Consider the following 13,775-nt stretch of genomic DNA (forward strand, 5'->3'; position numbering starts at 1 on the left):
TGAAAATCCCTGATTTTCAAATGCCTCATTAAGAAGAAGCGAAGCGTATTCCATAAAATAGGAATTGAAAATCCCTGATTTTCAAATGCCTAATTAAGAAGAAGCGAAGCGTATTCCATAAAATAGGAATTGAAAATCCCTGATTTTCAAATGCCTAATTAAGAAGAAGCGAAGCGTATTCCATAAAATAGGAATTGAAAATCCCTGATTTTCAAATGCCTAATTAAGAAGAAGCGAAGCGTATTCCATAAAATAGGAATTGAAAATCCCTGATTTTCAAATGCCTCATTAAGAAGAAGCAAAAAAAATATAACCAATGAAAAAAATAGTTGTAATCCTCTGTATTTTAGTTGTCTATAGCGGTATGGCGCAGGAAAAAGATTTCGTTTTAGGCAAAATCGAAACGATCCATTCGGTTGTGCTCAATGAAAACAGGACGCTCAATATTTACCTGCCGGAAGGTTATAACGCGAACGAAAGCTATCCGGTCATTTATTTGCTCGACGGTTCAGCCGATGAGGATTTTATCCATATTGCAGGATTGGTCCAGTTTGCTAATTTTGAATGGGTAAACCTATTGCCGAAATCTATTTTGGTCGGGATTTCCAACATAGACAGGAAGCGGGATTTTACTTTTCCAACTACAGTCGAAGCGGATAAAAAAGATTTTCCCACTACGGGAAGTTCGGCAAAATTTATTTCTTTCATAGAAAAGGAATTACAGCCATTTATCAGCAAAAAATACAAAACAACCGAATCCAAAACGATTATCGGGCAATCTTTGGGCGGTTTGCTGGCCACGGAAATCCTGTATAAAAAACCGGATTTATTCTCACAATATGTGATCATAAGCCCTAGTTTATGGTGGGATAACGAATCCTTGCTACAAATGGCTCCAAAATTTATGGAAGCTCATTTTAAGCAAAAAACCAAAGTTTTCATCGGTGTTGGCAAAGAAGGAGAAGTGATGGAAAAAGACGCTGGCAAGTTATTTGCAATAGTTTCCCAAAAGAAGGAACTTATGGTTTCGCATTTTAATTTTTTTGAAGATAAAAATCACGCGACAATTTTTCACAACGCCGTTTACAAGGCATTTGAAAGTTTTGCCAATTAATCCAAAATAGTTATGCAACCACCGTATTATGCTGTTATATTTACTTCCGTAACCAACGAAAGCAATGAAGGTTACAGCGAAATGGCCCAAAAAATGCAATCCCTTGCACAAGGACAAGAAGGATATTTAGGAATGGAATCTGCCAGGAATGAGATAGGAATTACGGTTTCCTACTGGAAAAGCCTGGAATCCATCCGCAGCTGGAAACAGAACCTCGAGCATCTTGAAGCGCAAAGCAAAGGAAGGTCTTCATGGTATAAGTCCTATACGGTCAGGATTGCGCTGGTGGAAAGGGAATACAGTTTTGATTTGGAATAATTTTTGATATAGTCAAGGTATGAAATGGAAGTATTTAATAGTTTTTGCTATCGGTTTTGCAACGAATGTTTTTGCACAGGATAATTCGTCTATCCCTTCGACTGCCATTCCTAAAGTAGGGACAACGACACCTGTGCCGGCTGCTGAAGGAACGCCGCAATACTCGATTTCAAACCCTTTTAACCCCACAAGGTTCAAAGCTCCCCAAAAATTTGAGCCTATTTCCATGGATAAACCGATGCAGGTGAAGCCGCAGGTAAGCGATTTGAAACCGGGGCTGCAATATGAAAAGAAACTCAATAAGCCGCAGGGCGAAACGTCCAAACCTTATAGAGGCAATCAATTTTTAGGGGATTTCAGGACCAAATCCGAATCGGCTAAAATCGTGTACCGTGACCATGAATATGTAGACGGAGATATGATACGGGTTTGGGTGAATGGGCAACTGATGGTCGACCGCATTGAATTATTGGGTGATTTCCAGAAATTGGAATTAGGCCTTACCAAAGGTTTCAACAAAGTGGAATTTGAAGCCCTCAATCAAGGAACATCAGGCCCCAACACAGCAGAATTTCAAGTGTATGATGATCAGGGGAACTTGATATCTTCTAATAAATGGAATCTGGCTACAGGTTTTAAAGCGTCAATTGTTATTATAAAAGAATAAAAAAACCGTCTTTTTAGACGGTTTTTTTGTATTACATACTTCTTATTTGTTTCAGCTTTTCTTTCCAGGTCGCTAACTCTTCCTTATGTCTTTCGATACTTTTCTTTACTTCAAGTACCATCGGGTTGTCCTTTTTGGCATTGGCAAAGAACTGGATGTTGTTTTCCAATTGGAAAATCTCATTTTGGACTTCCTCCACTTTTCTGATCAGGAAGATTTTTTCGTTGTCTATTTTCCTGGAATCATTTGCTTCAGAAAGTTGATCCATCCTGTTGCTAAAACGCATCATGTCAGTGTCTTTTTTGCTCAGGCTCAACTTTTCAAATAATGTGTCCAGGATTTTATTGAACTTCCCTTCAATATGACGTCTGGCAAAAGGGACTTTCCCAATGTTTTTCCAGGCTTCGATATGGGCTTTTATGGCTTCCAGGTCCGTTTTATGGTTTCCGGTCAGTTCGAATGATTTAAGTGTTTCCAGATATGCTTTCTTGTTTTCAAAAGCTTCTATTTCAACTTCTTCATTTTCATTTTTTACAGCATGGAGCCTGTCAAAATAAACGTTGCACGCTTTTTTAAATTCAGCCCAGATCGCATCTGAAAACTTTCTCGGAACATGCCCTATCTGTTTCCATTCCTCCTGGATCTTCTTCATGATTGGAGTAGTGGCCGCAAAATCTTCACTATCCTGCAGTTCCTTGGCTCTCGCCACTAAAGCATTTTTCTTGTCAAGATTGGCCTGTTGTTCCTTTTTGATGTCTTTGTAGAACGAATTTTTATGTACGTTAAAATTACGGACAGCTGTTTTAAACTCGCTCCAGGTTTGTTCATTGATTTCTGCAGGAACCTTTCCGGCACTGAAGAAATCCGCACGCAGGGCTTCCACTTTTTCCACTAAAGCCTGCCATCCGGAATGAGCTTCCACTTTTTCAGTCGTTATCGCATCAATGGCGGCAATGATTTCTTTTTTCCTGGCCAGGTTTTCCAGTTCCGTTCCGCGTTGCTGTTCGAACAAAGATTCCCGTTTTTCGTGCATTTGTTTTGTCAGGTCACTGAAAACCGCCCAGATTTCCTCTCTTTTTTCTTTGGAAACCGGTCCGATATCTTCCTTCCAGATCTTATGCAGAGATTGCAATTCCCGGAAAGCCTTCATTACATCGGCTTCTTTCACCAATGCTTCTGCACGGGAAATGATCTTTAATTTGGCATCCAGGTTGTGTTTGAAATCAATGTCACGTGCTTCACGGTCCAAATGAAGGTAATCGTAGAAATTTTCCACATGGAAATGGTAGTTGTTCCAGACGTGGTTGTATTTGTCTTTCGGAATTGGGCCTGCCGTTTTCCAACGTTCTCTTAAGTCATTGAACTGCTTAAGGTTGTCTTTTATGTTTTCACCAGGATTTATAAGGGTTTTCAGCTCCTCTATTAAAGCCAGGCGCGTTTGTAAATTTGATTTCAGATTGGTCTCCAGGCTTTTGAAATGATTGCTTTTCTTGGCCTTGAAGTTGTTATAGTAAGAATCAAATTTGGCTTTCAGCGGTAAATGGTATTCGAATTCTTCTTGGGAATCCGGGTTTTCATGAAGGAATTCTTCCTTTTTCTCTTCAATGAAATGATTGTATTTTGATGTAAAAGCGGTTTTTATCTCTTCAACATGGTCTTTTACAGCCATGATTCTGTCAGTAGCCACTAATTTTTCCAGCTCTGCTACAAGCGTTTCCATGTCCATTGCTTCATAGTTTTGCATTGGGATATCATGGCTTTCTTGTATTGAAACATCTTCATTGACTTCTGCATTTAGATTTTCAATAGTTTCAATGGCTTCATTTGTAGTGTCTTGCACTTGATTTCCATCTGTTTGGTCAATTTGACCGGACAGGTTGTCGTGTTGTTCTTCTTGCATGATGCAGGATATTTACTGTTATTTTAACGCCGAAGTTACTAAAAAACGCATCAAAATCAAAAGTAAAAGAATATATTTCAGCAGATTTTAAATTTTTTTAACCTGCTTTTTACAGTATTGGGAGATGAAATTCCGCAAGCAATCAAAGTGCCTGGTTTTCTACACGTTATCAGGATTGCTTTTTTGAAGCTCTTGGTTAAGGAATGGGATAGAAGTGTTTAATCCCTGTTCCAGATTTCCCACGCTTTTTCTGCCTGGAATACCAGCATTTCATAACCATTTTTGAGTACAGCCCCTTTTTCTTCCGCTTTTTTGAGGAATGTTGTTTTTTCCGGGTTGTAAATCAAATCGAAAGCAATATGGTTTGGTGTGAAAAAATCATAAGGGATATCCGGAAACAATTCTGTTTTAGGGGAAGTTCCCAAAGGCGTGCAATTGATGATGATTTGGTTTTCTTCAAAAGATTGGCGGTTCAAATCTCCGTAGGTGATAGTATTGGCAGCGGGTTTCCTGGAGACGAATTCCGAATCGATCCCAATTTCGGTTAGCCCGAACGCGATGGCTTTTGCAGCGCCTCCGGTTCCTAGGATCAATGCTTTTTTGTGATGTTCTTTCAGTAAGGGTTGTAAAGATTGCAGGAACCCGTAATAATCGGTGTTGTGGCCGGTTAATTTTCCGTTGGTTTCCATTTTTATGGTATTTACGGCGCCTATCTGCCGGGCATTTTCCGATAATCCGTCCAGAAAAGGAATGACAGCTTCCTTGTAAGGGATCGTCACATTCAGGCCAATCAGGCCAGGAGTTTTTTTGATGGTTTCCGGAAATTTCTCAATGGAATCAATGTCGTAGTTTTCATACGTAAAAACATCGGCTAATCCTTCCTTATTGAATTTATCCGTAAAATAATTCCGTGAAAAAGAATAGCCGATATTTTTGCCGAGTAACCCCAGTTTTTTCATCCGGGGTTATTTTTTATGTTTTTCAATATAGTCCTGTACCATTTTTCGTTCCCAGATTACAGGGAACAGTTCCTGGATAAGGGTTCTTTTTTTATAGTTCTGGCGAAGGCCGTTGCTAAGGTGGAAAATGCCTTTCTCTGTTTCGTGCAGCATAAAATACAGCCCGGACAAGCGGTATTCGACCTCATGTTCTTCCGGGAAATATTCGCTGGCCTGCAATAAAGTTTGTACGGCCGCTTCAAATTCTCCCAGGTATTGCAATACATCAGTCCAGAACAACCATGTATCTAATTGGTAATCACCATATTCTACTGCTTTTCGGTAGCCGTATTCCGCTTCTTCAAAAAGGTTCAGCGCTTTATTTATTGCAGCAAAACGTTTCCAGTATAATTTGTTTTCACTGTCAATGGCAATGGCTTTGTTGGCAAAATACAAGGCTTTCGCGTAATTTTTTTTACGGAAATAAAAATCGGTAATGGCAATCCAGCCTTTGTCCAATAAAGGGTCTTCATGGACAGTCCGGTTGTAAAATTGCAATGCATCGGTTTCATTGCCCAGTTTTTCGTGGCATTTTCCTATACGCAGCAATGCATACGAGGTAGGATCGTCCAGGCGGATAGTTTCGGTGTAATTCTCAATAGCTTCCTCATACCTTTTTAAACGTTCCAATGCTTTTGCTTTTTCCATAAAAGCACCCAAAAACGAGTCGTCAATAAGGGTCGCATAATCGAAAGCGACAAGGGCATCCTCGTATCTTTTCAATCCGTAATTAAGCCTTCCCAACTGATGCCAGGCAATTTCGCTGTATGGGTTTCCGTCGATATAATTGGTCAGGAAATCAATCGCGTCCTGGTTTTGTTCCAAAAACTCGAAACAATAGATGACATTGTATAGGTTGGATTGTTCTTCCGGCTCTTCTTCAAGGCATTTGATGAAATTTTCCTTGGCCAGCTCCAAATCGTCCATAAAAAGATACTCCATGCCAATTAAGTTGTAAACATCGGCGTAATCATCAGTGTATTTTAAGGCAATTTTCAGCAATTCCACTGCTTTTTCGTGATTGTCTCTTTTCGAATGGATGTTGGCTTTCTGGATGTAAATTTCTTCGTTTGTAGGTTCGATGGCGTAAAGTTCGTTGAGCATTTTTTCGGCAACGTCCAATTTGTCGTCAAAGACAAGCATTTCTACCTGAACGAGCTTTAGCCCTGTTGATTTCGGATGTTGTTCGAGCGCTAATTTTAATGCCTTCTTGGCTAGGCTCGATTTACCAATATCCATGTAATGTAGTATGATATCCTCGAATTCTTCTGAATCAAAAAACAAGACCTTGTTTGTTTTTAACATCGATTCGAATTTTGATAAGGATAAATTATGATCTTCTTCTTCGTGACTCAAATGCATACTCATTGTTTTTAAAATTATCCTTAATAAAGTTAGGAAACCTTTAATCTGTTATTTGTGTTTAAAATCAATTGTTGTGAACAATTTAATTAACAAATTTTCAGTGTTAAAGGCATTGTCCATTGGTAATGGCCCGATTTTAAAACGCAATTCCAATGTTGTGTTTCAGGATGGGATCCAAATAAAAAAACCACTTTTTAATTTCCGTTCATTACCTCATTCATAGCCTCAATAATGATGCCACATCCTTCTGTAATTTCCTGTTTTGTAATGGTTAATGGCGGAGTGATGCGGATGGCGCAGCCTTCAAAGAGCAGCCAGAACAATATGAGGCCTTTTTCCTGACATTTAAAAATGATCTGATTGGTGATTTCAGGACTTTCTGTCATGGGAGCAAGCATCAATCCTTCTCCCCGGATTTCTTTAATTAAAGGATGTACTAACAAGTTACGGAATAATTGCTCTTTTTCCAAGGTTTGTGCCATGATATCGGTTTGAACAAGTTCCTCCAAAGTGGCCAGGCAGGCTGCGGCAATGACCGGATGGCCTCCGAAAGTTGTAATATGGCCCAATTTGGGATCGTGGCTCAGCAAGTCCATATGCGCCTCATTTGCGGTAAAGGCACCTACGGGCATTCCGCCTCCCATACCTTTGCCCATGACCACGATATCCGGCACCACATCATAGTTCTGGAATCCGAAAAGTGTACCGGTGCGCCCAAATCCGGGCTGGATTTCGTCCAGGATCATCATCGCCCCAACTTCATCGCAGCGTTGGCGTACTTTTTTTAGATAATCATTATACGGCTGTATGAAACCTGCGCCTCCCTGGATGGTTTCCAGGATGATGCCGGCTGTTTTGTTTGTTATTTTCTGTAAATCTTCCTCATTGTTGAAGGTGATAAAATCAACATCGGGGATTAACGGGCGGAATATTTGCTTGCGTTCTTCAAAACCCATTACACTCATCGAACCCATTGTGTTGCCATGGTACGCGTTGAAACATGAAATCAGTTGGCTGCGGCCGGTAACGCGCCTGGCTAGCTTTAATGCACCTTCAGTGGCTTCCGTTCCGGAATTGACCAAATAGGTTTTGTTGAGTCTCTCAGGCATGTGTTGGGCCATGAGCTTGCATAATTTTACCGAAGGATCCTGCGCATATTCCCCATACACCATAACATGGGCATATTTGTCCAATTGGTCGGTAATGGCTTTTTTAACTCTTGGATGCTGGTGGCCTAATGTGCAGGCGGAAACCCCGGCTACAAAATCCAGGTATTTCTTGCCTTTCGTGTCGTAAATATAAGAGCCAATGGCATGCGATACTTCCATTCCCAAAGGATACGGGGAAGTCTGGGCCTGGTATTTGTAAAAATCGTTCAGCATGTTCAATGCGTTTATTCGTGATTTGGTTATTTTAAAAGGAAGGCTATTTTTTCTTTTTCTTCACTTCGGGTTTCTTCAATGGCGCGGGTTTGTCATATTCGAGTGTTTCTTTGGTAGCTTCCATCGGAACACTTGGTTTGAGTGCCTCGGCTTTTATCTCCTTTTGGATTTTTTCGTCTAATTCCAGCTCTTCTTTAGGGAAAATACCTTCTTTCGAGAGGATTCTTTCATCGCCTCTCCATATAAAACCCCTGAGCAGTCGGGCATTCTCCGGTAATTCGGATTCTGTGTAAATGGTTCCGTCAGGATTGGTGAAAAAAGTTATGGTTTCAATGGTATTTCCGTCCAGGATCATATTGATCCTGCTGCTCACATTCTTATTGATCCCGATAAGCTCCTGTTTGTCATTCCGCATATAATATAGGACTTCGGTATTCTTGACCACGTCTACCTCATGGAGTTTGTTGTCTTTGAATTTCCCGAACAAATTTTGGCCTTTGACTTGGTTATATCCTGTCCCGATAGTGTCTTTGGATACGATAAAAGCATTGTTAAGGACTTTCAAGGAATCCATTTTTTCGGTTTTGCTGTCTGAAATCAAATGCATTACATCGCCGGTCATTTGGTTTTCACCATTCCAGAAAATAGGTTTGCCGATCATTTGGGTAAGCCCGGTTTTTTGATTGTAATGGATGGAATCGCATTTCCCGCTCATGTCTTTTTTATAAAACCGCGCATTGTTTGACCCGCGGATAATCCGGTTTTCCGGTTTTCCGGTTACCAGGAGCCTTTTGGCATGGAAAAAAACCGAATCCTTTTCAAACAAAGTAACAGCTACAGCCTTTTTAGTGATAAACATGGAATCTTTTTGCTTGTATACTTCCGCATAATGGCCTTTTACCACAAAATTATTGATGGTATCGGTTATTTTCACATTGTTCTTGGCACGCGCGAAATCGAGTTTACGGTCGTAATAGATGTCATTTCCTTCAATCAGGCGGTCTTTGTATTTTATTTTGGAGCCTTTCAACAAGCGGCCTTCGTCTTTTTTGGTATCGTAAAAGCCTTTTTCGGTATAAATGGTATTGGTGCTGGAAGTTATGGTCGAAGGCCCGAAAACATAAGCATGCCCGGAATTGGTATAATAATCCAGGTGATTGGTTTTGATGGTCTGCCTTGGGTTGGTTACCGTAACGGCCGTCTGGAACTGGAACTTCTTCTGGTTCAGGTAATAATGCCCGGATTTGCTGGTCAAGGTGTTTTCCTGGTCTCGGATCGTACCATTGGTATTGTAATAGGCTTCCTGGGATTTCCGGTCAAAATTGATGGTATCGGTAGACAAAGTCATTTTAGGATCGCGCATGACCACATCGCCGGTCGCAATGGCAAATTTGGTATTTCCGTTGTACTCAGCATATTTACTGTTCATGAAAAGGGTATCGCCCTGCACCAACTGGACATTCCCGAAGGCTTTGACAAAATTGGAATTCCTGAAATGATACGCTTTGTTGCATGTCATTCTCACGCCTTCATGCACAATGCGGACATTGCCGGTAAAAACAATGGCGCCCGGGACTTCTTTTTCGGTTATGTCAAGAAAATCAGATCCTTCAATGATGATTTTTTTGGTGTCTTGCGCCCAAAGGCTTATCGGACCAAAAAGAAACAGCAAACAAACAAGGCGGAAATATAGTGTATTCAATGGGATTTATTTTTTTCAAAATTAATTAAAATAAGAAAACTAACCTTTTTATTAAGAATTATTTATACGTTATGTTCTTATTCGATGACAAGTTCTTTCAATTTTTTCCTGTATTCTTCGAGAATATCCACTTTGGAAACAAAACCGAAGAATTTGCCGTATTTGGTTACTGGTAAAATGGTTTCTTTGGCATTTTCAAATTTTGCCATGATAACTTCCATGCCATCATCAAATTCAACGGTATTTTCCGGCGGGGACATCACTTCGCTGACTGCTGTATATTTTACTTTGAAAGCACTGAAAATAAACGGTCTGATCACTTCAAAATTAACAATCCCCAACAATTTTCCTTTCTCATCCAGCACCGGGAACAGATGTTGGTTGGTATGGGTGAGGTTTTCCACCAGGTTTTCCAAAGAATTCTCCAACGCAATGGTTTTGACATCGGTTTGCACCAAATTCAGAAAATCAATGCTCTGCAGCACATTTTTATCTTTGTTGCTGGTAAAAACTTCTCCTTTGTCCGCCAGGGATTTGACATCCATCGAATGTTTCTCGAATCGTTTCGACACCGCATAACTAATGGAAGATACAATCATCAAAGGCACCATCAGGTCATAGCCTCCGGTAATCTCGCCAATCAGGAAAATGGCTGTTAACGGGGCATGGAACAAACCGCTTAATATCCCGGCCATCCCTACAATGGTAAAATTGGTAATCGGAGCATCGGAAATGCCTAAAAGCTGCGCAGATTTTGCTACAAAAAAGCCCAGGTAAGAACCCACGAAAAGGGAAGGAGCAAAATTTCCCCCGTTCCCGCCGCTGCCTAATGTCAAACCAGTGGCAAATGATTTCAAAAGAGCCGTTACCCCAATAAAAACAAGTAAGATCCATTCGTTGCTTTTGTAATTTTCGAGCCATGTGTTGTTCAATAAAACTTCAGGATGCGGCTCCGATAATGTTTTGATGCTTTCATACCCTTCACCAAAAAGCGTAGGGAAAAAGAAAATCAGGATGGCCAGAAGCGAAGCACCAAAGAGCGCTTTCTTATACACACTTTTCTTGAATCCGTTAAAAAAATGCTCGACCCTTCTAAAATTCCTGGCGTGGTAAACAGACACAAAACCAGCTAAAATGCCCAGTAAAATATAATAAGGCGTATTGTGGAAATTGAAACTCAGGTCCTGTTTGAAACTCAAAAGAATGTCCTGGCTTAAAATAATCTGTGAAACCAAAGCTCCGGTCGCCGCCGAAATCATAATAGGAATAAAAGCCGAAATACTCACATCGGTCAAAATCACCTCAATGGCAAACAAAACTCCGGCGATAGGTGCGTTAAAGGCCGCGGCAATACCCGCAGAAACGCCACAGGCCAAAAGCAGTATCCTGTCTTTTTGAGAAAGTTTGTATTTCTGTGCAAAGTTAGAGCCAAAAGCCGCCCCGGTAATCACAATAGGGCTTTCCAATCCGGCAGAACCGCCCAATCCTACAGTCAGCGAGCTGGTTATAATCTGGGCGTACATTTGTTTCCGGGGCACGATCCCACCTTTTTTAGCCACAGCATACAAAATCTTGGAACTTCCTTTTTCGAGGGAATTGTCCAGGAATTTTTTAATGACCAGCACCGTAAGCAAAATCCCTACAATCGGTAAAATACTGTTACTATACGGCAGTTTGAGGTAACTGTTGATATAGGTAGCGAATAAAAAGACATTGTGGGCAAAACTCTTTAAAACGATTACCGCAAACGAGCAGGAAATGGCTATGACAATACAGGACAGGTAAATAAAATTCCGCTCGGACAGTAAATCTTTGGCTAAAAAGAAAACGGTCTCAAAACGGCGGATTATTTTCCTGAAAAACAGTTGTATGGTAGCAGAGCTGCGGCTTGTCATTTTTTGGTTTTTAGTACAAACAAATATATTCTAAAGTAGGAAAAAAAACGCTTTGATTTATCAAAGCGTTTTGGTGTTGTCTTATTTCATAATCGTCTGTTTCCTGTCCGGTCCTACCGAAACGATAGTGATAGGAACTTCCACTTCCTTTTCAATAAAAGCGATATAATCCTTCAGTTCTTTCGGCAACTGCTCATATGTACTCATTCCGGTCAAATCAGCGTTCCAGCCTTTAAATTCGGTGTACACAGGAGTAATGTTTTCCGGTTCGATATTATACGGCAAATGCGTAATTTCCTGTCCTTTATAATTATACGAAGTACATACTTTCAAGGTTTCAAACCCTGATAATACATCTCCTTTCATCATCATTAATTGCGTAACTCCGTTCACTTGCACGGCATATTTCAAGGCCACAAGGTCCAGCCAGCCACAACGTCTCTGGCGCCCGGTTACAGACCCAAACTCGTTCCCAACCTTCGCCATGGTAGTCCCGGCATCGCCAAAATCTTCCGTAGGGAAAGGCCCGCTGCCCACACGAGTGGTATACGCTTTGAAAATCCCGTACACTTCCTTGATTTTATTCGGGGCAATCCCCAAACCTGTACAGGCTCCGGCTGCAGTCGTATTGGAAGAAGTCACAAACGGGTACGTCCCGAAATCCACATCCAGCAAGGAACCCTGCGCTCCTTCGCAAAGGATTGATTTTCCGGCTTTCTGTGCCTGGTGCAAATATTCTTCAGAATCTATAAACGTTAATTTCTTTAATTCTTCCACCGCTTCAAAAAACTCTTTTTCCAATTCGGAAAGGTTGTATTGGATCGAAACATCGTAGAATTTGATCATTTCTTCATGCTTGTTGGCCAAAATGCGGTATTTCTCTTTAAAATCCGCTAATTCTATATCGCCCACACGAATCCCATTACGGCCGGTTTTGTCCATATAAGTAGGCCCGATCCCTTTTAAGGTCGATCCTATTTTCGCTTTTCCTTTCGATGCTTCCGAAGCTGCATCCAGCAAACGGTGCGTAGGAAGGATCAGGTGTGCTTTCCGGGAAATGATCAGTTTTGATTTCAGGTCCAGGTTAAATTTGGCCAGCCCGTCAATCTCAGATTTAAAAACTACCGGGTCAATTACCACCCCGTTTCCAATGATGTTGATATTGTTTTTGTGGAAAATCCCCGAAGGAATCGTTCTCAAAACGTGTTTTATTCCGTCAAACTCCAGTGTGTGTCCGGCATTTGGCCCTCCCTGGAAACGTGCAATAATGTCATATTTTGAGGTTAATACATCGACGATTTTTCCTTTGCCTTCATCTCCCCATTGTAATCCTAGTAGTAAATCTACGGTCATTGTGTTGTGTGTTAATTTATTATTGTGTAGTTATTTTTTCCTGTTTGCGTAAAAGTACAGGGAGTGGTTCTGAATTTCGATATTGAAGATCTCTTCCATCGTTTTCTTGATGGTCTGGATCCTCGGGTCGCAAAATTCAATCACCTCGCCATTATCGAGCATAATGATATGGTCGTGCTGTTTGTCGAAGTATGATTTTTCGTAATGTGCCTGGTTTTGGCCAAACTGGTGTTTGCGCACCAACCCGCAATCCAGGAGCAGCTCGATAGTATTGTATAAAGTAGCGCGGCTCACACGATAGTTCTTGTTTTTCATCTTGATATATAAATTCTCAATATCGAAATGCTCCTCACTATCATATATTTCCTGAAGAATAGCATAGCGTTCAGGCGTTTTCCTGTGGCCCTTGTTCTCAAGATACATTGTAAAAACGTTTTTTACAATCTCCTGATTGTTAGTGTTATCTGTAGCTATAAGTGTCATATCCGGCAAAGATAATGAAATTGTCTCAAAGACAAAAGCGATTGATGAGCGGATTCGTTAATTAGAGTCAAGAAGCAAGAGTCAAGATAAAAGAAAATAGAAAAAAGAGAATAGAAAAAAGAAATAGAACAAAGAATCAAGATACTTCCTTTATTTCAATCTTTCCAAGCGCTCCACTTCGCCCTTTTGTTTTTTACACAAAAAATCAAGGAAGTATTTGCGCGTTGGGAGTGGGAGGGAACCAAAAAGCGAGGAAGTATGACGAGCGGCCTGGTTCCCGATAGAGAAATCCTTCCGTAGATTTTAAGTAAAAAACAATCAGGCTTGATTTTTTGTTACTTTTTTATCAAGAAAAAAGTAAAGAATAAAAGAAGAAAAACTAACAAAGATGTTTCCTTCGTCAACATGACAAGATTACGAACTACTTGATGTAATTGCAATTTTCATGATGTAATTGTCCATTGCACTGATGTAAATGCCCATATATCAATACAATTCTCCTGTCTTCTGTTGAAAGAAAGTATGTTATCAAAATAGTTTAAAAAAAATCATCTATTATGACGTATTTTCTTATAAAATAATTATTTTAGAAACTCAA

Annotated in this window: 11 protein-coding genes; 3 read left to right on the forward strand and 8 right to left on the reverse strand. The window is 40.4% G+C overall.

Features of this window, described 5'->3' with window-relative positions:
* Positions 1-316: 316 nt before the first annotated feature.
* Genes E4635_RS08980 through E4635_RS08990 form a run of 3 tightly spaced genes read left to right on the forward strand, consistent with a single transcriptional unit; the run spans position 317 to position 2,099 of the window.
* A complete protein-coding gene (locus tag E4635_RS08980; RefSeq protein WP_135526298.1) occupies positions 317-1,114 on the forward strand; it encodes an alpha/beta hydrolase in 798 nt (265 codons plus the stop codon).
* Between the two features lie 12 nt (positions 1,115-1,126).
* The gene (locus E4635_RS08985) at positions 1,127-1,432 is read left to right on the forward strand and encodes an antibiotic biosynthesis monooxygenase family protein (RefSeq protein ID WP_135526299.1); all 306 of its coding nucleotides are present in this window, start codon (positions 1,127-1,129) and stop codon (positions 1,430-1,432) included.
* Between the two features lie 19 nt (positions 1,433-1,451).
* A complete protein-coding gene (locus E4635_RS08990; protein ID WP_135526300.1) occupies positions 1,452-2,099 on the forward strand; it encodes a LamG domain-containing protein in 648 nt (215 codons plus the stop codon).
* 31 nt (positions 2,100-2,130) lie between these two features.
* Here E4635_RS08990 and E4635_RS08995 read toward each other — a convergent pair whose 3' ends face one another.
* From E4635_RS08995 to E4635_RS09030, 8 genes are all read right to left on the reverse strand, one after another.
* Positions 2,131-3,999, reverse strand: a complete 1,869-nt coding sequence (locus E4635_RS08995; protein ID WP_135526301.1) for a DUF349 domain-containing protein — start codon at positions 3,997-3,999, stop codon at positions 2,131-2,133.
* 218 nt (positions 4,000-4,217) lie between these two features.
* Positions 4,218-4,958, reverse strand: a complete 741-nt coding sequence (locus E4635_RS09000; protein ID WP_135526302.1) for a shikimate dehydrogenase family protein — start codon at positions 4,956-4,958, stop codon at positions 4,218-4,220.
* A 6-nt stretch (positions 4,959-4,964) separates the two neighbouring features.
* Positions 4,965-6,359 (reverse strand): tetratricopeptide repeat protein, encoded by a 1,395-nt coding sequence (locus tag E4635_RS09005; RefSeq protein ID WP_135526303.1) that lies wholly within the window; start codon positions 6,357-6,359, stop codon positions 4,965-4,967.
* A gap of 197 nt (positions 6,360-6,556) precedes the next feature.
* On the reverse strand, positions 6,557-7,744 hold the full coding sequence (locus E4635_RS09010; RefSeq protein WP_135526304.1) for an aspartate aminotransferase family protein: 1,188 nt from the start codon (positions 7,742-7,744) through the stop codon (positions 6,557-6,559).
* A 43-nt stretch (positions 7,745-7,787) separates the two neighbouring features.
* Positions 7,788-9,446, reverse strand: a complete 1,659-nt coding sequence (locus tag E4635_RS09015; RefSeq protein ID WP_135526305.1) for an OstA-like protein — start codon at positions 9,444-9,446, stop codon at positions 7,788-7,790.
* Between the two features lie 77 nt (positions 9,447-9,523).
* A complete protein-coding gene (locus tag E4635_RS09020) occupies positions 9,524-11,341 on the reverse strand; it encodes a chloride channel protein (RefSeq protein WP_135526306.1) in 1,818 nt (605 codons plus the stop codon).
* An 81-nt stretch (positions 11,342-11,422) separates the two neighbouring features.
* Positions 11,423-12,694, reverse strand: coding sequence for an adenylosuccinate synthase (locus E4635_RS09025; protein ID WP_135526307.1), 1,272 nt, complete (start codon positions 12,692-12,694; stop codon positions 11,423-11,425).
* 30 nt (positions 12,695-12,724) lie between these two features.
* A complete protein-coding gene (locus E4635_RS09030; protein ID WP_135526308.1) occupies positions 12,725-13,177 on the reverse strand; it encodes a Fur family transcriptional regulator in 453 nt (150 codons plus the stop codon).
* Positions 13,178-13,775: the final 598 nt, after the last annotated feature.

The sequence above is a fragment of the Flavobacterium humi genome, assembly GCF_004745595.1.
GTDB classification, from domain to species: domain Bacteria; phylum Bacteroidota; class Bacteroidia; order Flavobacteriales; family Flavobacteriaceae; genus Flavobacterium; species Flavobacterium humi.

Excerpts from the sequence above, each read along its gene's own strand:
- E4635_RS08980 (WP_135526298.1), top strand. The coding sequence starts at position 317 with ATGAAAAAAATAGTTGTAATCCTCTGTATTTTAGTTGTCTATAGCGGT.
- E4635_RS08985 (WP_135526299.1), top strand. The coding sequence starts at position 1,127 with ATGCAACCACCGTATTATGCTGTTATATTTACTTCCGTAACCAACGAA.
- E4635_RS08990 (WP_135526300.1), top strand. The coding sequence starts at position 1,452 with ATGAAATGGAAGTATTTAATAGTTTTTGCTATCGGTTTTGCAACGAAT.
- E4635_RS08995 (WP_135526301.1), bottom strand. The coding sequence starts at position 3,999 with ATGCAAGAAGAACAACACGACAACCTGTCCGGTCAAATTGACCAAACA.
- E4635_RS09000 (WP_135526302.1), bottom strand. The coding sequence starts at position 4,958 with ATGAAAAAACTGGGGTTACTCGGCAAAAATATCGGCTATTCTTTTTCA.
- E4635_RS09005 (WP_135526303.1), bottom strand. The coding sequence starts at position 6,359 with ATGCATTTGAGTCACGAAGAAGAAGATCATAATTTATCCTTATCAAAA.
- E4635_RS09010 (WP_135526304.1), bottom strand. The coding sequence starts at position 7,744 with ATGCTGAACGATTTTTACAAATACCAGGCCCAGACTTCCCCGTATCCT.
- E4635_RS09020 (WP_135526306.1), bottom strand. The coding sequence starts at position 11,341 with ATGACAAGCCGCAGCTCTGCTACCATACAACTGTTTTTCAGGAAAATA.
- E4635_RS09025 (WP_135526307.1), bottom strand. The coding sequence starts at position 12,694 with ATGACCGTAGATTTACTACTAGGATTACAATGGGGAGATGAAGGCAAA.
- E4635_RS09030 (WP_135526308.1), bottom strand. The coding sequence starts at position 13,177 with ATGACACTTATAGCTACAGATAACACTAACAATCAGGAGATTGTAAAA.